This is a genomic window from Streptomyces sp. RKAG290, from assembly GCF_023701695.1.
GTDB lineage: Bacteria > Actinomycetota > Actinomycetes > Streptomycetales > Streptomycetaceae > Streptomyces.
Genome location: NZ_JAJOZC010000001.1, coordinates 5,493,045 through 5,509,781 on the forward strand (window position 1 = coordinate 5,493,045; position 16,737 = coordinate 5,509,781).

Here is a 16,737-nt window from a genome sequence, read left to right on the forward strand (position 1 = left end):
CACAACCCACTGACAACCCCGGGCACGCCTAGGGGGCGCCCACCGGATGACCGGTGGGCGCCCCCTGGTACGGACGGTCGCCGCGGGATCAGACCTGGTCGGCCTTCTCCAGCGCGGTGCAGCAGGTGTCGACGATCAGCCGCGTGACGACGTACGGGTCGACGTTGGCGTTCGGACGGCGGTCCTCGATGTAGCCCTTGCGGTCCTGCCCGACCTGCCACGGGATGCGGACCGAGGCGCCGCGGTCGGAGACGCCGTAGCTGTACTCGTTCCACGGGGCGGTCTCGTGCAGACCGGTCAGCCGCTCGTCGATGCCCGCGCCGTAGTGCTTGACGTGGTCCATCGGCTTCGAGCCCTCGCCCAGCGACTCGCACGCGGTGATGATCGCGTCGTAACCCTCGCGCATCGCCTTGGTGGAGAAGTTGGTGTGCGCGCCCGCGCCGTTCCAGTCGCCCTTGACCGGCTTCGGGTCGAGGGTCGCGGAGACGTTGAAGTCCTCGGCGGTGCGGTACAGCAGCCAGCGGGCGACCCACAGCTGGTCGGAGACCTCCAGCGGGGCCAGCGGGCCCACCTGGAACTCCCACTGGCCGGGCATGACCTCGGCGTTGATGCCGGAGATGCCCAGGCCCGCCTTCAGGCAGTTGTCGAGGTGCTTCTCGACGATGTCGCGGCCGAAGATCTCGTCGGAGCCGACCCCGCAGTAGTAGCCGCCCTGCGCGGCCGGGAAGCCGCCCTCGGGGAAGCCGAGCGGCCGGTGGCCGTCGAAGAAGGTGTACTCCTGCTCGATGCCGAAGATCGGCTCCTGACCCGCGAACTGCTCGGCCAGCGGGCGCAGTCCGGCACGCGTGTTGGACTCGTGCGGGGTCATGTCGATGTGGAAGACCTCGCACAGCACCAGGACGTCGTCACCGCCGCGGATCGGGTCGGGGCAGGTGAAGACCGGCTTCAGCACCCGGTCGGAGGCGTGGCCCTCGGCCTGGTTGGTGCTCGACCCGTCGAAGCCCCAGATGGGCAGCTCCGCCACGTCGGACGAGGGGGTACCGGGCATGATCTTCGTCTTGGAACGGAGCTTGGCGGTCGGCTCGGTGCCGTCGATCCAGATGTACTCAGCCTTGAACGTCACGGAAGCCATCCTTTGGGGGTGCTGCGGTCTATGCAGCGCAGCTTCGCAAGACGCGATTTCCCGTCCGTTGCTCTCGTGTGAACCCCGTGTTACCGAGGTTTCCTGTGGAAGACACGCCGGTCGTGGGGTACTCCCTCAGCCCTTGCCGCGGGCCTTGAGCAGCGACTCGAAGCCGGCTGCCCGGATCCGCCGCACCAGCTCCTCCTCGCTCGTCCCCAGCGCCGCCGCGGCGTGCGGGAGCAGCCAGTCCGCGTCGGCGAGCCGCTGCAGCAGATGACCGCGCCGGATCTGCGCCTCGGACAGCCGGAACGTCTTCAGGTAGGCGACCTGCCCCTTGTGACCGGTGATCGTCTCGCCGATGTGCTGCCCGCCACTGTTGCGCAGGAACGGCGGCAGGAACCGCCAGAGCGTGAACGACCCCATCCGGTACACCCGGTCGAAGCCGTACGAGGAGTCCAGCAGCTCCCGGGCGAAGAGCGTGTCGTGCGCCTCGCTCCACGCCCGCTCCTGCTCCCACGCGGCCGCCCGCAGACCGGCGAGCGTGTCCAGCCGGGGGCCGTCCGCGAGCCGCGCCCCGAAGTCGGCCACCGGCGCGCCGTACATCGCGTACTGGTGGACGAGCTCCCCGTACAGATCCTCGATCAGGGAGGGATGCAGCAGCCGGTAGTCGTCGGGGTGCGGCACCACGAAGGCGGCTGCGAGCGCGTCGGCCGCGTACACCATCACCCCGCACTGGCCGGGATGGATCTCGAACGCCCGCAGCGCGTCGCCGAGCCCGCGCACCGACCACCCCAGGTACGCGTCCTCGGCGCGCGGCGAGAGGCCGTCGCGCAGCGCCTGCCGCGACCACTCCTCCCAGGCGGTCGACGGGCCGCCGAAGTGCAGCGCGAGATAGCCCTCCAGAGCGAGGTGCAGCGGCAGGAAGCGCAGCCGGTCACCGGGCTGCCGCTTGGCCATCCGGTGGTGGCGGTGGCGCGGCAGCCGCATGGTCCTGGGCGGGGTGCTCCCGCCGCCGTGGGCCGCCAGCTGCGTACCGTACGCGGCGGCGCCGGCGCCCTCGCCCGACCAGTCGGCGACGAAGCCGTGCGGGATGTAGGAGGTGTAGTGGCTCCGCGGACCGACCTCCACGACGTCGCTCCCGAAGCCCGTGTACAGCTCCTCGTGCAGCCGGAGCCCCTCGACGGGCTTCTCGCGCACCAGGGGCACCAGCCTGATGCCGCCCCACACCTGCGAGGGGCGGGCGGTGAGGCCGGTCAGCTCCAGTCGGTTCACAGCGGGCCTCCTGCCCGGTCGGCCGTCACGAACCGGGCGACCTGCCGGTCCAGATAGGCGTGCAGTGCGGCGGGGCCGGTGCGCCCCTCCGAGAACTGTGCGATCTCCACCAGCGCCGGCAGGTCCTCCGCGTCCCGGATACCGGCGGTCGGTACGCTCGGCGACAGCCGCCGGACGTCGAAACCGTCCGCGTCGTATACAGGGTTCACATGGACCACAGCAGTGCGCCGGCCGGGATCGAGCCTGGTCCGCCACACCCGCAGCACCTCGCCCGCGAGCCCGCAAGGCGCGTTGTCCCAGCCGTCCGAGACGATGACCAGCCGGTCGGGGCCGTGCTCCAGGGCGTCCAGGACCCGGGTGCCGAGCGGCGTCGGCCCCCAGGGCCTGACGAGCAGCGGATCACCGGTGCCGGTGGTCCACAGCGGGGTGTACGCGCCGGGCGCGGCCAGCGCCTCCAGCAGGAAGTGGCAGGCCAGCGCCACGGCGAGCGGACGGCGCCGCTTCTCGCCCGAACCGGACGAGGAGTAGCTGTCGTCCAGCACCGCCGCGACCCGGCCCCAGCTGCCGGCGTGCGGACCCGCCGCCCGGCGGGCCGCGGTGCGCAGCGCCCGGGTCAGCTCCTCGCGGTGGAGCCTGCGCGGCTGCGCACGGAGCGACAGGACGTACAGGGCGAGCCGGGTCAGCGGCATCACCGTCAGGTCGACCCCCGCGGGCAGCTCCGACGGGGACGCCGCCCCGCGCTGCTCCTGGGTGCGCAGCCGCTCCAGCCGGGTCATCCGGGGCACCATCCGCTCCAGGAACGCCTCGCGCTTCATGCCGTGCCGGGCCGCGAAGCCCTCGGCGACGGTGAAGGGGAGCTCGTCGACGGCGCGCTGCTCGTAGTGGGCGCGGCGCCAGGCGTCGAGCAGCCGGTGCCGGTAGCGGGGCAGCTTCCCCGGCCGGAAGAGGAAGGCGCCCAGCTCGCTGCCGGGCTCCGTCCCGCTGCCCGGCCCCTCGCCGTCGGCAAGCCGCAGGTGCGCGTGCCGGACCGCGTTCTTCAGCCCCGGGCGGTACTTCACCGCGTCGTGGGCCGGGTCCGGCCGGGCGGCCAGCCAGTCGCGCATGATCGCGCGGGTGCGACGGTTGTTGACCCTGGCCGCCCGCAGCCCCCGGAACAGCCGGTAGACCCGCTGCGGCGGCAGCTTCGCCAGCCGCGCGGCGATCAGCCGGCCCTCGGTGCGCTTCTCCTCGTCCGTGGCCTCGGCGGCGTGCTCCAGCAGACCCTGCACGATGCGCACCGCGTTGTGGTCGTTGATGCCGAGAGCGAGCGAGGCGGCGTACACCCGGCGGTAGTTGACCCGTACGTACTCGTGCAGGAAGTCCAGCGAGAGCTGTTGCCGGTACGCCCCCGAGTGGAACTCCCGTTGCCCGGTCGCCGTGACGGCCGCGTTGACGAACAGGAGCACGTCCTCGGCGGCGACAAGATCGGCATGCGTGTCGGTCGTCATGATGCATCCCCCGTGGTGTTCCGCGAGGCGGTACGCACACGCGGAAGCCGGCCGGGGAATGAGGGCGCGAGCAGCGAAATGTTTGCTTTACAGGCAAGTCCCGGAAGTCGCGCCGGAGTCCCGCGGCCGGCCCCGCCAACGTAACCGCCCGGCCGCCCGCCCCGCCACTGGATTCGGCCGCCCGCACCGGCGGACCGGGCACACTTGTCCCATGACGACATCCGTGACCCCCCTGCGTATCGGCCTGGTCGGTACGGGCCCCTGGGCCCGCAACACCCAGGCCCCCGCCCTCGCCGCCCACCCCGGCGCCGTGCTGAGCGGGGTGTGGGGCCGCCGGGCCGAGGCCGCGCAGGAGCTGGCCGCCGCCCATGGCACCACGGCTTACACCGGTGACGCGGGGCTCGACGAGCTGTTCGCCGCGAGCGACGCCGTCGCGTTCGCGCTGCCGCCGGACGTGCAGGCCCCGCTCGCCGCCCGGGCGGCGGCGGCCGGCTGCCATCTCCTCATGGACAAGCCGGTGGCCACGACCGTCGCGGGAGCGCGCGAGGTGGCCGAGGCGGTCGAGCAGGCCCGGGTCGCCTCCCTCGTCTTCTGCACCCTGCGCTTCGCCCCGGAGACCTCCGCCTGGATCGCCGAACAGAACGCGGTGGGCGGCTGGTTCACCGCCCACGCCCACTGGATCGGCGCCCTGTGGGCGCCCGGCGCGACCAGCGAGTACGCCGCGTCGCCCTGGCGCCACGAGAAGGGCGGCCTCTGGGACGTCGGCCCGCACGCGCTGTCGGTGCTCATCCCGGTGCTGGGTGAGGTGACGCAGCTGACCGCGGCCCGCGGCCCCGCCGACGCCCACCACCTCGTCCTCCGTCACGCCTCCGGCGCCTCCAGCACGGTGACGCTGGCACTGGCCGCGCCGGCGGCAGCGGCCGGGGTGGAGATCGAGCTCAGGGGCGAGCACGGCATCGTCGGCCTGCCCCGGTGGGACGGCGCCGTCGCCGCCTTCCGCAGGGCGGTGGACGCGCTGATCGAATCGGTCCGTACGGGGGAGGCGCACCCCTGCGACGTACGGTTCGGCCTGCGGCTGACGGAACTGCTCGCGGAGGCCGAGGCACAGGCCGGGAAGTAGCGGGCGGCCGCCCGGTCTCTCACCCTGAGTACGCCGCGCCTCAGCGCCCCATGGCGTTCCGTACCGCCTCGTCCGTGCGCGCGACCACGGCCGTGCCGTCCTGCGCCGTGATGATCGGCCGCTGGATCAGCTTCGGACGGGCGGCGAGAGCCGTGATCCACCGCTCCCGCGCAGCCGCCTCGCGCGGCCACTCCTTGAGCCCCAGCTCCTTCGCTTCCGCCTCCTGCGTCCGCGTGATGTCCCACGGCTCCAGCCCGAGCCGGTCGAGCACCGCCCGGATCTCGTCCGGGGACGGCACGTCCTCCAGGTAGCGGCGGACGGTGTAGTCGGCGCCCTCCGCGTCGAGCAGCCGCACCGCGCTGCGGCACTTGGAACAAGCGGGGTTGATCCAGATCTCCATGGGTCCAAAGGTACGGGATGGACCCGCGAAAACCCCTCTGGCCAGGGACGATTGTCAGTGCGGGGCAGTAAAATGGAGGTAGTTCGTGAGGGTTCCACCACCGTGCCAGGAGGTTGCCAATGGCCGTTGCCGCAGTCACGACCAAGCCGCTCTACAAGCCCCTGCAGAAGAAGCCGCTCCCCGCCGGCCGTCCCCGTGAGTGGTACGTCACCCACAACCGCCGGCTGAAGGCGATGCGCCTGGCGATCGCCCTGCTCGACACCGGCGTCCACCAGCCGTCGAGCGCCGGGAACGCCCGGATACGTACGACCGCCGAACTCCTCGGCATCCACCCGCCGTCCGACACCACCTGTCGCATGGTCCGCGCGCTCATCCGCTACGGCCGCTGACCGCCGGGCACCGACCGCGCTGCGCCCCCGGGATGTCCCGGGGGCGCAGCCGCGTCTCAGAACCCGCTGCAGGTGGCGGTGGCGAAGGCGCCGGAGGCCCGGTCGGTCCGCCTGGTGCCGTCGTCCACCGTCACCGAGCAGGCGACCTCGCCGCCGGACCTGCCGACGCTGACGACGAACGAACCGCCGTTCATGAACCCCTTGGTCTCCAGCTCCCCGGCCCACGGCAGGGTCCGCAGGGTCAGCCGCCCGGTCGACAGGGCTTCCTCCTGCCAGGTGCTGTAGGTGAGGGTCACGTCCTTGGCGGTGCCGGTGACCTCGTACCTGATCCGCAGGGTCCGTGAGCCCTGCTGGGACACCTCATGGGCCAGCACCGCGGAGACCGCGCCCGCGGCGAGGGCCAGCAGCGCGGCCACCAGCAACAGCACCCACGGCCAGATCCGCCGCGGCCGTCGCGGCGGCGGCGGTTCGTCGTCGGTCGCCTGCTCGCTCATGCCCCTACCCTCGACGGTCCCGCCCCGGTCCGCGACCCCGCCCCCACCACCCCCTCACCCGTCCGGCCCGCACGGCATGCGCCCCCACCCGTCCCCGCCTTGACTTGGGGTGACGGACGAGTGCTGGGAGGCACCATGACGAGGCGAGGCGTACGGGGCGCGGGTGCCGTGCTGGTGGCGATCGTCCTGGCTTCGACGGCAGCGGCGTGCTCGGACGACGGGGACAGCGCCTCCAGCACGGCGTCGCAGGCGGCGTCGGCCGCCTCCTCGTTGGCATCCAAGGGCTCCGACGTGGTCGCCTCGGCGACGGCCGCCGCCCAGGACAAGATGAACAGCTTCAAGGACGGCGTGAACGCGAGCGGCGACGTCAAGGCGGGAGCGCCGGCCACCGACAAGGACGGCCACGTCACCTCGAAGATCACGGTGAAGAACGGTACCGACTCCTCGCAGTCCTACGCCGTGCAGATCAACTACCGCGATCCGAACGGCAATCTGCTCGACACCGTCGTGGTGACCGTCGACGACGTCGCCTCCGGGGCAGCCGAGAACGCCACTGCCCGCAGCAACCGCAAGCTCGACGGAAACGTCGAGACCGAGGTGGGCAAGGCGCTGCGACACTGACGCGACGGGCGTCCACGGACTCCCTGAGAAGAGCGTCCTGCTGAATTCGGCGCGTTATTCATGCCCGGATGAAACTGGCAGCGTGCACGAACTCATGCCCTCCTGAATCGTCAATTCACGTGGCTGTCCGGAGCCGCGCGTGAATTGACCGGGGGTGTGACTCCATGCCCTTGGTCACTCGCCGGATCCGGTGGTGCGGCTGGTACACGTGCCGGAACGCGACCGGTCCCGGGCCCTATAGGACTGGCCTATGGCGTCTGCTGACATTCCGTCTTTGCCTCTCGCTCTTTTGTGAACGTACCGTGAAGCAGCTCGACCAGGTGCTCACCGCGAATTCCTTGAGATCTCGCGCTCCGGGCACGTCGAATTCTTCCGTCGAGCGGCACGTACGCAATCGAGAGGACCGGTGGCATGGCCACGAGCGGACACGGATCAGGATCGGGAACGCGGGATCTCGCGGGAAAGCGGGCCCTGGTCACAGGTGGTTCCCGGGGAATCGGAGCGGCCGTCGTGCGCCAGCTCCTGGACGCGGGCGCCGAAGTGCTCACCACCGCCAGGTCGGCGACGGGCACGGTGCCCGAGGGTGCCGCCTTCGTGGCGGCCGACGTGCGGACACGGGCGGGCGCGGAGGCGCTCGCCACGACCGCGCAGGAACTGCTCGGCGGAGTGGACATCCTGGTCCACAACGCGGGCGGGGCGCGACCTCACGAAGGCGCGTCGGCCATTCCCGACGAGGAGTGGCAGGACGCGCTGGACCTGAACTTCCTCGCGTCGGTGCGGCTGGACGCACTGCTGACGCCGGGGATGCGGGAGCGGGGTTCGGGGGCGATCGTGCACGTCTCATCGGCCGCGGTCCTCACCCCGGTAGGACCGTTCCTGCACTACGTGGCGGCGAAGGCGGCGCTGGAGACCTACAGCCAGGGACTGGCCCTGGAGCTGGCCCCGTCCGGAATCCGGGTCAACACCGTCTCGCCCGGCAGAACGGCCACCCCCGGCGGCGAGGCGACGCGGGAGGAGTGGGCGCAGGTGGCCGCGCGCATGGGCGGGGCACCGGACCGGACGAATGCCGGTGACACCACACCGCTGGGGCGCGACGGCCGGCCCGAGGACATCGCCGACGCGGTGCTGTTCCTGCTGTCCGACCGGGCGAGCTGGCTGACAGCGAGCAACCTCGTCGTGGACGGCGGCGAGTTCCCCCGGGGCTGACGCCGACGCCGGTCCGCAACGCCGGTACCGTCAGCAGGAATTCAGCGGTCCCTGCTTCCTTCCCGGCCGTCAGGGCAGCGGCGAGAGGAAAGCGGCCCCGGACCAGCTCTCCTGGCGCAGGAGTTCGAGCAGGGCCGTCTCCGCCGGACCCGCGCCGGGCCGGAGCACGGCGATGACGGGCTGGGACACGACCGGGGACACCTGGCGGACGAGGTGCTCGTGACCGGGAGGCACCGCGGAGGCCGGGACGAGCGTCACGCCCAGCCCGTCGGCGGCCCAGCGCACGGCCGTCGCCGTCCGGGACACGCGGGCGGCCGTCGCCGGGGCAAGTCCGTTGTCCCGCAGCACGTTCGACAGCACGCCGTCGAGCGCGCTGTCGCGGTCGAACCTCACCCAGGGTTCCCCCTCCAGTTCGCGCAGCGCGACCCGGTCCGCGGCGAGCAGCCGGTGCCCGGTGCCCAGCGCCACGACGAACTCCTCGTCGCCGAGGCGGTGGGCGTCGGAGGGGCTCCGCTCGCACGCCGCCATCAGGGCGAGGTCCAGCACCCCCTGGCGGCACAGCCGCTCCAGCTCGGCGGAGCTCGGCTCCTCGAAGACGCTGACCTCCAGCCGCGGGAAGCGGCGACGCAGCGCGCCCAGCGCACCCGGCAGCTGCCGGGTGCCGAAGCCCATCTGCACCGCGACGACCAGCTCGCCGGCCAGCTCGTCGGCACCGGCCCGCGCGGTCGCCCGCGCCCGCCGCGACGCGCGCACCGCGACCTCCGCCTCCCGCAGGAACGCGCGGCCCACCACGGTGGGCACCAGTCCGGTCGGCGTGCGCGCGAACAACTGCACGCCGAGCTCCCGCTCCAGACCGCGGATCTGCTGGGACACCGAGGGCTGCGCGACGTGCAGCAGCTCCGCCGCAGCCGTCACCGAGCCCTCCGCCGCGATGGCCAGGGCGTACTCGTACTGACGAAGGCTCATCGGCTCCCGTCCCCTCCCTGCGGCGGACCACGGTCCGCCCTCGTCGTCGCTGCAACAACACGGGAGGCGGCGCGTTTACTCCGTCAGGGCCTGGAAACGGCGTCGAGGCCCGCCACCCCGGACACGGGATGACGGGCCTCGACGACTGCGCTTCTAGAGGTCGAAGTACAGCTCGAACTCGTGCGGGTGCGGGCGCAGCTGGATCGGGGCGATCTCGTTCGTGCGCTTGAAGTCGATCCACGTCTCGATCAGGTCCGGCGTGAAGACGCCGCCTGCCAGGAGGTACTCGTGGTCCGCCTCAAGGGCGTCCAGGACGGCCGGGAGGGAGGTCGGGACCTGCTGGACGTTGGCGTGCTCCTCGGGAGCCAGCTCGTAGAGGTCCTTGTCGATCGGCTCCGGCGGCTCGATCTTGTTCTTCACGCCGTCCAGGCCGGCCATCAGGAGGGCGGAGAAGGCGAGGTACGGGTTGGACGACGGGTCCGGCGCGCGGAACTCGACGCGCTTGGCCTTCGGGTTGGAGCCCGTGATCGGGATGCGCATCGCGGCGGAGCGGTTGCGCTGGGAGTAGACCATGTTGACCGGGGCCTCGAAGCCGGGGACCAGGCGGTGGTAGGAGTTCACCGTCGGGTTGGTGAACGCCAGCAGCGACGGGGCGTGCTTCAGGATGCCGCCGATGTAGTAGCGCGCCATGTCCGAGAGGCCCGCGTAGCCCTGCTCGTCGTAGAACAGCGGGTCGCCGCCGGCCCACAGGGACTGGTGGACGTGCATGCCCGAGCCGTTGTCGCCGAAGATCGGCTTCGGCATGAAGGTCGCGGTCTTGCCGTTGCGCCAGGCGACGTTCTTCACGATGTACTTGAAGAGCATCAGGTCGTCGGCCGCGGCGAGCAGCGTGTTGAACTTGTAGTTGATCTCGGCCTGGCCGGCCGTGCCGACCTCGTGGTGCTGGCGCTCGACCTGGAGGCCGTTCTTGTCCAGCTCCAGGGAGATCTCGGCACGCAGGTCGGCGAAGTGGTCCACCGGCGGGGTCGGGAAGTAACCGCCCTTGTAGCGGACCTTGTAGCCGCGGTTGTTGTCCTCCGAACCGGTGTTCCAGGCGCCGGCCTCGGAGTCGATGTGGTAGAAGCTCTCGTTCGCCGACGTCTGGAAGCGGACGTTGTCGAAGACGTAGAACTCCGCCTCGGGACCGAAGTAGGCGGTGTCGGCGAAACCGGTGGAGGCGAGGTACGCCTCGGCCTTCTTGGCCACGTTCCGCGGGTCACGGCTGTACTGCTCGCCGGTGATCGGGTCGTGGATGAAGAAGTTGATGTTGACGGTCTTGTCGCGGCGGAAGGGGTCGACACGGGCGGTCGACAGGTCCGCGCGCAGCGCCATGTCGGACTCGTGGATGGCCTGGAAGCCGCGGATCGACGAGCCGTCGAAGGCGAGCTCCTCGGTCGGGTCGAAGACCGCCGCCGGGATGGTGAAGTGCTGCATCACACCGGGCAGGTCGCAGAACCGGACGTCGATGAACTTGACGTCTTCGTCGGCGATGTACTTCTTCACGTCGTCGGCGTTCTGGAACATCCAACTCCTCCTACTCCCGGCCCGGGAGGGACGGGGTTGTAGCTCGTTGTGCGGCCAGTGCGGTGGCACACGCTGGACCCGACCATAGGCAGACCGGATTTCTCAAGCATGACCCATTTGTTTCGCAGAAGTTAACCGGGGCGGGTGCGGGCGGCACCCCGTGCCCGCGCGGCGGCCGGTTCCGGGCGGGTTCCGGACCGGTTTCCGTGCGGTGTCCCGGGGTGGCGACAGTACCCGCCCGGCGGGGCTCCCAGGCGGGCGCAGTACCGTGGTCGGGTGGACAATAGGCAAGCAATCGGATCGTGGCTCTCCGGGCCGCGTGCGGCAGCCGAGGAGATGGGCGCCGACTTCGGGTACCGGGGCAAGCGGCTCGGCCTTCCCGAGCAGGGGCCCGGGGCCGTGGCGCCGCTCGGCCGCCGCTTCGGTGCGCTCTTCATCGACTGGGCCCTGTGTCTGCTGATCGCATACGGGCTGTTCGCTCGCGGTGACCAGCAGGCGGCCGGCAACTGGGCGCTCGGGATCTTTCTCGTACTGAGCCTGCTCACCGTCGGCACCATCGGCTGCACGCCCGGCAAGCGCATCCTCGGCATCAAGGTCGTCGCCGAGGGCGGCGGGCGGCTGGGGCTCGGGCGGGTGCTGGTGCGCAGCGTGCTGCTGTGCCTGGTGATTCCGGCCCTGGTCTGGGACCGCGACGGCCGGGGCCTGCACGACCGGCTGGCCCGCGCCGTTCAGGTCCGGATCTGAGCGGGTCCGGCCGGCCGGACGGGGTGTCCGGAAGCTGAGACGGAAAACCGACGAAGAGGGCGGGTCACGAACCAGGAGTTCGTGACCCGCCCTCTTCGTACGCCTCGGCTGTGACGTCAGCGCATCTTTCCGCCGCGCGGCATCCGCATGCCCTTCGGCATCGGGCCCTTCGGCAGCGGCATGTTGCTCATCAGGTCGCCCATCGCGCGCAGCCGGTCGTTGGCCGCCGTCACCTGCGGCCCGGTCAGCACCCGCGGCAGCTTCAGCATCTTGGTGCGCACCTTCTTGAGCGGCACCTGGCCCTCGTCGTTGCCGACGATGATGTCGTGGACGGGCACGTCGACCACGATGCGGGCCATCTTCCTCTTCTCGGCCGCGAGCAGGACCTTCACCCGGTTCGGGTTGCCCTCGCCCACCAGCACGATGCCCGCCTTGCCCACGGCACGGTGGACGACGTCCTGGCTGCGGTTCATCGCGACCGCGGGCGTGGTGGACCAGCCGCGTCCCACGCGGTCCAGCACCGCAGCAGCCGCGCCCGGCTGCCCCTCCATCTGCCCGAAGGCCGCACGCTCGGCACGCCGTCCGAAGACGATCGCCATCGCGAGGAGGGCGAGCACGAAGCCCAGGATGCCCACGTAGATCGGGTGGTTGATCAAGAAACCGATCGCGAGGAGGACACCGAAGGTGACGATTCCCACACCCGCGACGACAAGACCGATCTTGGAGTCGGTCCGCCTGGTCATCTTGTAGGTCAGGGCGATCTGCTTGAGCCGCCCCGCGTTCTCGGCGCTGTCCGCGCCTTCAGTGGTGTTTGCCTTCCTCGCCATGCAATGAAGTTTACGTGGCCTAGGAACGGTGGTCGGCCACGGCCTCCAGTACGTACTCGGACTCGACCCGGTCCTGCGCCCTGCGGCGGTCCTCCAGGACGGCCGTCCAGGCGTTGCGGCGGGCGGTGCGCTGGCCACTGCTCAGCAGCAGCGACTCGACGGCGCGGAGGGCGTTGGTGACGGACGGAATGGCGGTGGCGCGTACCGGCACGGCCTGCATCGTGGAAGTCCCCTCGGAACGGATGCGCGGACTGAGCGGTGCTCAGTGGGCGGAGTGTGTTGCGCGGGCTGGATACCTGGACGGCGTCGCCAGTGGCAGGGAGCGCCACTGCGCTGCGTGCGTCCAGCGTCACTGATTGGTGTTACCAGCGCATGACCGGTCGGTCAAACACCAATGAAACCTTGATGTGGGCGCCGCGCACGCCGACGCGGCCCATCCGCGCCTCCGACCTGCGAGGAGCGGACGGGCCGCGTCGATCCAGCCATTACTGCTCAGTAGCTTCTTGTGCCCGGTTTCACACGGGCACGCTTCACGCGGTCGGCGCCGCGGCCTCGGCGCCGCGCCGCTCCATCGCCTGCTGGAACAGCCGGCCCGCACGGTACGAGGAGCGGACCAGCGGTCCGGACATCACACCGGAGTAGCCGATCGCGTCGGCCTCGTCCTTGAGCTCCACGAACTCGTGCGGCTTCACCCAGCGCTCGACGGGGTGGTGGCGCGGGGAGGGCCGCAGGTACTGCGTGATCGTGATGAGCTCGCAACCCGCGTCGTGCAGGTCCCGGAGCGCCTGGCTGACTTCCTCGCGGGTCTCGCCCATGCCGAGGATCAGGTTGGACTTGGTCACCAGACCGGCCTCACGGGCCCGGGTGATGACCTCCAGGGAGCGCTCGTAACGGAAGCCGGGACGGATCCGCTTGAAGATCCGCGGCACCGTCTCCACGTTGTGACCCAGCACCTCGGGGCGCGAGGAGAAGACCTCGGCGAGCTGCTCGGGCTCCGCGTTGAAGTCGGGGATCAGCAGCTCGACCTTGGTGTGGCCGCCCTCCCGCTCCGCCGTCTGCGCGTGGATCTGGCGCACGGTCTCCGCGTACAGCCAGGCACCGCCGTCCTCCAGGTCGTCGCGGGCGACGCCGGTGATGGTGGCGTAGTTCAGGTCCATCGTGACGACCGACTCGCCGACGCGGCGGGGCTCGTCCCGGTCCAGCGCCTGCGGCTTGCCCGTGTCGATCTGGCAGAAGTCACAGCGCCGGGTGCACTGGTCGCCGCCGATGAGGAACGTGGCCTCGCGGTCCTCCCAGCACTCGAAGATGTTGGGGCAGCCCGCCTCCTGGCACACCGTGTGCAGACCCTCGCTCTTCACGAGCTTCTGCAGCTGGTTGTACTCGGGGCCCATCTTCGCCCGGGTTTTGATCCACTCGGGCTTCCGCTCGATGGGGGTCTGGCTGTTCCGGACCTCGAGGCGCAACATCTTGCGCCCGTCGGGTGCGACAGCGGACACTCCGGCACTCCCCTTTGCTTTCACTGCATTGGATTCTTCGGCGAACACCAGGGTACGCCCGTAGTTCAAACGGCTTTACGTCTGGCCAACCTGTGGCCGGCAGGGCCTATTCCCGCAGACGCGATCCGAGCGTCATGCCGTGGCCACGGCATCGGCCGGGCGCTCGATGGTGCGCGGGGCGAGATCGGCGTTCTCCAGGACGTCCCTGAGGTGCTTCTCGACGACCGGGAGCACCTCGGCGATCGTGAGGTCCCGGCCCAGCTCGTACGACAGCGAGGTGACGCCCGCGTCCCGGATGCCGCACGGCACGATCCGGTCGAACGAGGTGTTGTCCGGGTTCACGTTGAGGGCGAAGCCGTGCATGGTGACGCCCTTGGCGACCCGGATGCCGATCGCGGCCAGCTTGCGGTCCTCGCGGCGCTGGCCGGCGTTGGAAGGGGCGTACTCGGGGCCGTTCAGCCGGGGGTCGAACTCCTCGTCCTGCAGTCGCGGGTCGAAGTCGAGGGACAGGCCGCCGACCGCCGGGCGCTGCGCCACCGGGTCGCCGAGCACCCAGACCCCGCTGCGGCCCTCCACCCGGCTGGTCTCCACGCCGAACTCGGCCGCGGTGCGGATCAGGGCGTCCTCCAGGCGGCGCACGTGTGCGACGACGTCCACCGGGCGCGGCAGCTTCTGGATCGGGTAGCCGACCAGCTGACCGGGTCCGTGCCAGGTGATCTTGCCGCCGCGGTCCACGTCGATCACCGGCGTGCCGTCCAGGGGGCGCTCACTGTCGGCGGTGCGCCGGCCAGCCGTGTAGACGGGCGGGTGCTCCAGCAGCAGGCAGGTGTCGGGGACGGTGTCCTCGAACCGCGCCGCGTGCACCTCGCGCTGCTTCTGCCAGGCCTCCTGGTAGTCGACGGCTTCCTCGCCGAATCCCAGACGGACGAACCGAAGCTCAGTCACGGCAGCAGCCTTTCTCCTTGCGGTGCCGGGTCCGGGGGGTGCCCCGGCGCCACGTCACCCTGCATCGAATCGCGCCTCCGGCAACTGTACGACCGGCCTCGGAGCGGTGGCCCGGCAGGTCGTTACCGTCAGCTTCTCCCCAATCCTCACACGATCGGATGAATGTGAAGCGAAGGCGGCCGGGACCGCCCCGCAGGCCGCTAAATTCGCGCCGTTCCATAAGGGCTGCCCGCCCGGCCCCGAAGGCAGGAGACCGTACAGCTGATGTCGGAACGACCTCCGCAGCGCACCCCCAACCGCCGACTCGCCTCGCTCATCACCGAAGCCGGTTTCTCCAACGCCGGCCTCGCCCGCCGGGTGGACCAGCTCGGCCTCGAACACGGCCTCGACCTGCGGTACGACAAGACCTCCGTGACCCGCTGGCTGCGCGGGCAACAGCCGCGGGGGACCACCCCGGCGCTGATCGCGGAGGTCTTCACCCGTCGGCTCGGACGCAGACTCTCGGCTCAGGACCTGGGCCTCGACGCCTGCGCCCCCGTCTACGCCGGCCTGGAGTTCGCCGCCACGCCCGCCGAGGCGGTCGACATCGTCAGCGGGCTGTGGCGGAAGGACTCCGGCAGCCATGCGGAGCTGCGGAAGATCGCCTTCACCCCGGCCGGACTGGTCGTCCCCAGCCGCGACTGGCTGATCGGCCGGGCTGACGAGTGGGTGGGGCGGGCCGGCGAACCCGGAGCGGCCACGGGCGGGCCCGGCGCGAGAGCCGCCGGCGGCGTCCCCGTGGCCGGCGGGACCGCCAGGACGCACGGCACCCAGGCGGTCGGCGGGCCACGGGGCGCGCCCGGTCCCGGCGGGACGTACGGCTCGTCGGCGAGCGGACACAGCGGGGGTGCCGGGCTTGCCGCGCCCGGGTTCGGCGGAGTGCCCGAGCAGGGCGGTGCTCCCGGGCCCGGCGGCCGGCCAGGCGGCACCAGGGGGCCCACGCCGACCCGGCCGGCCGGCTCACCCGCGCCCGGCGGCCTGCCGGGCCCCGTGGCGCTGCAGGGCGCCCCTGGCGTGCCCCGGCAGCGGCACACCGAGCGGGGCTCCGGCCAGAAGGTCGGCAGCGGTGACGTCGCCGCCCTGCGGTCGGTCGCCGAGCTCTTCCGCACCCTGGACCACGCCTACGGCGGCGGCCATGCCAGGCAGGCGCTGGTCAGGTACCTGGAGCACGAGACCGAACCGATGCTGCGCGGCACGTACGGCGAGGCCACCGGACGCCGGCTGTTCGCCGCCGCCGCAGATCTGACCCGCCTCGCGGGCTGGACCTCGTACGACATCGCGGCGCACGGGCTCGCCCAGCGGTACTTCGTCCAGGCGTTGCGCCTCGCCCAGGCCGCGGGGGACCGGGCCTACGGCAGCTACGTCCTGATCACGATGAGCCGGCAGGCGGTCTACCTCGGCCACGGCAGGGAAGCGGTGCAGCTGGCGCGGGTGGCCCAGCAGGGCATCGGCTCGGCGGCGCCGAACGCGGTCCTGGCCCTGCTGCACGCCGTCGAGGCGCGTGGTCACGGGGTACTCGCGGAGGCCAAGGCCTGCACCGCCTCGCTGCTGCGGGCGGAGCGCGCGCTGGAGGCGTCCAGGCCCGGGGACGACGTGCCGCACTGGGCACGCCACTTCGACGAGGCCCAGCTCGCCGACGAGTTCGGGCACTGCCACCGCGACCTGCAGCAGTACCGGACCGCCGCGCAGCACGCGGAGCGCTCGCTCCAGCTGCGGGCCCCCGCGTACGCCCGCAGCCGGCTGTTCTGCCGGGTGGTGCTGGCCTCCGCCCGGCTCGGGCTCGGTGAGCTCGACCAGGCCTGCCGGCTGGGCGCCGAGGCCGCTCAGCAGGCCGCCGAGATGCGATCGGTGCGGGCCACCGAGTACGTGCGGGACTTCGAGCGACGGCTCGAACCGTTCCGGGACGCCGCGCCGGTGCGCGGATATCGCGAGCGGGTTGCTGCACTGGGGTGAGACCGCGCCCACCGGTCGACCCCGTCCGGACGCGGGGGCCCAGGCCCTCCCGCCCGGATCGTGCCGGTCTCCGGCCCGGTCCGGACGGGCGG

At 71.6% G+C, this 16,737-nt stretch carries 17 protein-coding genes; 6 read left to right on the forward strand and 11 right to left on the reverse strand.

The features are described 5' to 3' along the window. Positions 1-88: 88 nt before the first annotated feature. The 3 genes from glnII to LNW71_RS24210 all read right to left on the reverse strand — a co-directional run bounded on the left by glnII (position 89) and on the right by LNW71_RS24210 (position 3,882). Positions 89-1,123 (reverse strand): glutamine synthetase, encoded by a 1,035-nt coding sequence (gene glnII / locus LNW71_RS24200; protein ID WP_250970154.1) that lies wholly within the window; start codon positions 1,121-1,123, stop codon positions 89-91. Positions 1,124-1,258: 135 nt separating this feature from the next. Continuing rightward, positions 1,259-2,395, reverse strand: a complete 1,137-nt coding sequence (locus tag LNW71_RS24205) for a hypothetical protein (RefSeq protein WP_250970155.1) — start codon at positions 2,393-2,395, stop codon at positions 1,259-1,261. Continuing rightward, positions 2,392-3,882, reverse strand: a complete 1,491-nt coding sequence (locus tag LNW71_RS24210; RefSeq protein ID WP_250970156.1) for a hypothetical protein — start codon at positions 3,880-3,882, stop codon at positions 2,392-2,394. Before LNW71_RS24210 ends, LNW71_RS24205 begins: the two co-directional genes overlap by 4 nt. Positions 3,883-4,093: 211 nt before the next feature. Between LNW71_RS24210 and LNW71_RS24215 the strand changes: the two genes are divergently transcribed. Then, positions 4,094-5,002 carry a Gfo/Idh/MocA family oxidoreductase gene (locus LNW71_RS24215; RefSeq protein ID WP_250970157.1) on the forward strand — a complete coding sequence of 303 codons (909 nt, stop codon included), beginning with the start codon at positions 4,094-4,096 and terminating at the stop codon, positions 5,000-5,002. A gap of 40 nt (positions 5,003-5,042) precedes the next feature. On the opposite strand, the gene LNW71_RS24220 is transcribed toward LNW71_RS24215, so the two are convergent. Then, on the reverse strand, positions 5,043-5,402 hold the full coding sequence (locus LNW71_RS24220) for an ArsC/Spx/MgsR family protein (protein ID WP_250970158.1): 360 nt from the start codon (positions 5,400-5,402) through the stop codon (positions 5,043-5,045). 119 nt (positions 5,403-5,521) lie between these two features. Between LNW71_RS24220 and LNW71_RS24225 the strand changes: the two genes are divergently transcribed. Continuing rightward, positions 5,522-5,791, forward strand: coding sequence for a hypothetical protein (locus tag LNW71_RS24225; protein ID WP_250970159.1), 270 nt, complete (start codon positions 5,522-5,524; stop codon positions 5,789-5,791). A gap of 56 nt (positions 5,792-5,847) precedes the next feature. On the opposite strand, the gene LNW71_RS24230 is transcribed toward LNW71_RS24225, so the two are convergent. After that, the gene (locus LNW71_RS24230) at positions 5,848-6,285 is read right to left on the reverse strand and encodes a hypothetical protein (protein WP_250970160.1); all 438 of its coding nucleotides are present in this window, start codon (positions 6,283-6,285) and stop codon (positions 5,848-5,850) included. Positions 6,286-6,420: 135 nt separating this feature from the next. On the opposite strand from LNW71_RS24230, the gene LNW71_RS24235 reads away from it, so the two are divergent. Next, the gene (locus tag LNW71_RS24235) at positions 6,421-6,906 is read left to right on the forward strand and encodes a hypothetical protein (RefSeq protein ID WP_250970161.1); all 486 of its coding nucleotides are present in this window, start codon (positions 6,421-6,423) and stop codon (positions 6,904-6,906) included. 411 nt (positions 6,907-7,317) lie between these two features. Next, entirely contained in the window at positions 7,318-8,112 is a 795-nt protein-coding gene (locus LNW71_RS24240) for an SDR family oxidoreductase (RefSeq protein ID WP_250970162.1), read from the forward strand. Between the two features lie 69 nt (positions 8,113-8,181). Here LNW71_RS24240 and LNW71_RS24245 read toward each other — a convergent pair whose 3' ends face one another. Both LNW71_RS24245 and glnA read right to left on the reverse strand, forming a co-directional pair. Next, the gene (locus LNW71_RS24245; RefSeq protein ID WP_250970163.1) at positions 8,182-9,078 is read right to left on the reverse strand and encodes a LysR family transcriptional regulator; all 897 of its coding nucleotides are present in this window, start codon (positions 9,076-9,078) and stop codon (positions 8,182-8,184) included. Between the two features lie 153 nt (positions 9,079-9,231). Further along, positions 9,232-10,641 (reverse strand): type I glutamate--ammonia ligase, encoded by a 1,410-nt coding sequence (glnA, locus tag LNW71_RS24250; RefSeq protein WP_250970164.1) that lies wholly within the window; start codon positions 10,639-10,641, stop codon positions 9,232-9,234. 276 nt (positions 10,642-10,917) lie between these two features. Between glnA and LNW71_RS24255 the strand changes: the two genes are divergently transcribed. Continuing rightward, positions 10,918-11,385 carry an RDD family protein gene (locus LNW71_RS24255; RefSeq protein ID WP_250970165.1) on the forward strand — a complete coding sequence of 156 codons (468 nt, stop codon included), beginning with the start codon at positions 10,918-10,920 and terminating at the stop codon, positions 11,383-11,385. A gap of 116 nt (positions 11,386-11,501) precedes the next feature. On the opposite strand, the gene LNW71_RS24260 is transcribed toward LNW71_RS24255, so the two are convergent. The 4 genes from LNW71_RS24260 to lipB all read right to left on the reverse strand — a co-directional run bounded on the left by LNW71_RS24260 (position 11,502) and on the right by lipB (position 14,653). After that, positions 11,502-12,212, reverse strand: coding sequence for a DUF4191 domain-containing protein (locus LNW71_RS24260; protein WP_250970166.1), 711 nt, complete (start codon positions 12,210-12,212; stop codon positions 11,502-11,504). Positions 12,213-12,231: 19 nt separating this feature from the next. Then, complete coding sequence (locus tag LNW71_RS24265) at positions 12,232-12,432, reverse strand: hypothetical protein (protein ID WP_250970167.1); 201 nt, start codon at positions 12,430-12,432, stop codon at positions 12,232-12,234. Positions 12,433-12,742: 310 nt separating this feature from the next. Next, positions 12,743-13,708: a lipoyl synthase gene (lipA, locus tag LNW71_RS24270; protein WP_250970168.1), complete on the reverse strand. Its 966-nt coding sequence runs from the start codon at positions 13,706-13,708 to the stop codon at positions 12,743-12,745. 132 nt (positions 13,709-13,840) lie between these two features. After that, positions 13,841-14,653 (reverse strand): lipoyl(octanoyl) transferase LipB, encoded by an 813-nt coding sequence (lipB, locus tag LNW71_RS24275; protein WP_250970169.1) that lies wholly within the window; start codon positions 14,651-14,653, stop codon positions 13,841-13,843. Between the two features lie 264 nt (positions 14,654-14,917). Between lipB and LNW71_RS24280 the strand changes: the two genes are divergently transcribed. Then, a complete protein-coding gene (locus tag LNW71_RS24280; protein WP_250970170.1) occupies positions 14,918-16,645 on the forward strand; it encodes a regulator in 1,728 nt (575 codons plus the stop codon). The last annotated feature ends 92 nt before the right edge of the window (positions 16,646-16,737 follow it).

Bases quoted from the DNA above. Each gene is read 5' to 3' on its own strand.
- LNW71_RS24210 (WP_250970156.1), bottom strand. From the start codon at position 3,882: ATGACGACCGACACGCATGCCGATCTTGTCGCCGCCGAGGACGTGCTC.
- LNW71_RS24215 (WP_250970157.1), top strand. From the start codon at position 4,094: ATGACGACATCCGTGACCCCCCTGCGTATCGGCCTGGTCGGTACGGGC.
- LNW71_RS24220 (WP_250970158.1), bottom strand. From the start codon at position 5,402: ATGGAGATCTGGATCAACCCCGCTTGTTCCAAGTGCCGCAGCGCGGTG.
- LNW71_RS24225 (WP_250970159.1), top strand. From the start codon at position 5,522: ATGGCCGTTGCCGCAGTCACGACCAAGCCGCTCTACAAGCCCCTGCAG.
- LNW71_RS24230 (WP_250970160.1), bottom strand. From the start codon at position 6,285: ATGAGCGAGCAGGCGACCGACGACGAACCGCCGCCGCCGCGACGGCCG.
- LNW71_RS24235 (WP_250970161.1), top strand. From the start codon at position 6,421: ATGACGAGGCGAGGCGTACGGGGCGCGGGTGCCGTGCTGGTGGCGATC.
- LNW71_RS24240 (WP_250970162.1), top strand. From the start codon at position 7,318: ATGGCCACGAGCGGACACGGATCAGGATCGGGAACGCGGGATCTCGCG.
- LNW71_RS24245 (WP_250970163.1), bottom strand. From the start codon at position 9,078: ATGAGCCTTCGTCAGTACGAGTACGCCCTGGCCATCGCGGCGGAGGGC.
- glnA (WP_250970164.1), bottom strand. From the start codon at position 10,641: ATGTTCCAGAACGCCGACGACGTGAAGAAGTACATCGCCGACGAAGAC.
- LNW71_RS24260 (WP_250970166.1), bottom strand. From the start codon at position 12,212: ATGGCGAGGAAGGCAAACACCACTGAAGGCGCGGACAGCGCCGAGAAC.
- LNW71_RS24265 (WP_250970167.1), bottom strand. From the start codon at position 12,432: ATGCAGGCCGTGCCGGTACGCGCCACCGCCATTCCGTCCGTCACCAAC.
- LNW71_RS24280 (WP_250970170.1), top strand. From the start codon at position 14,918: ATGTCGGAACGACCTCCGCAGCGCACCCCCAACCGCCGACTCGCCTCG.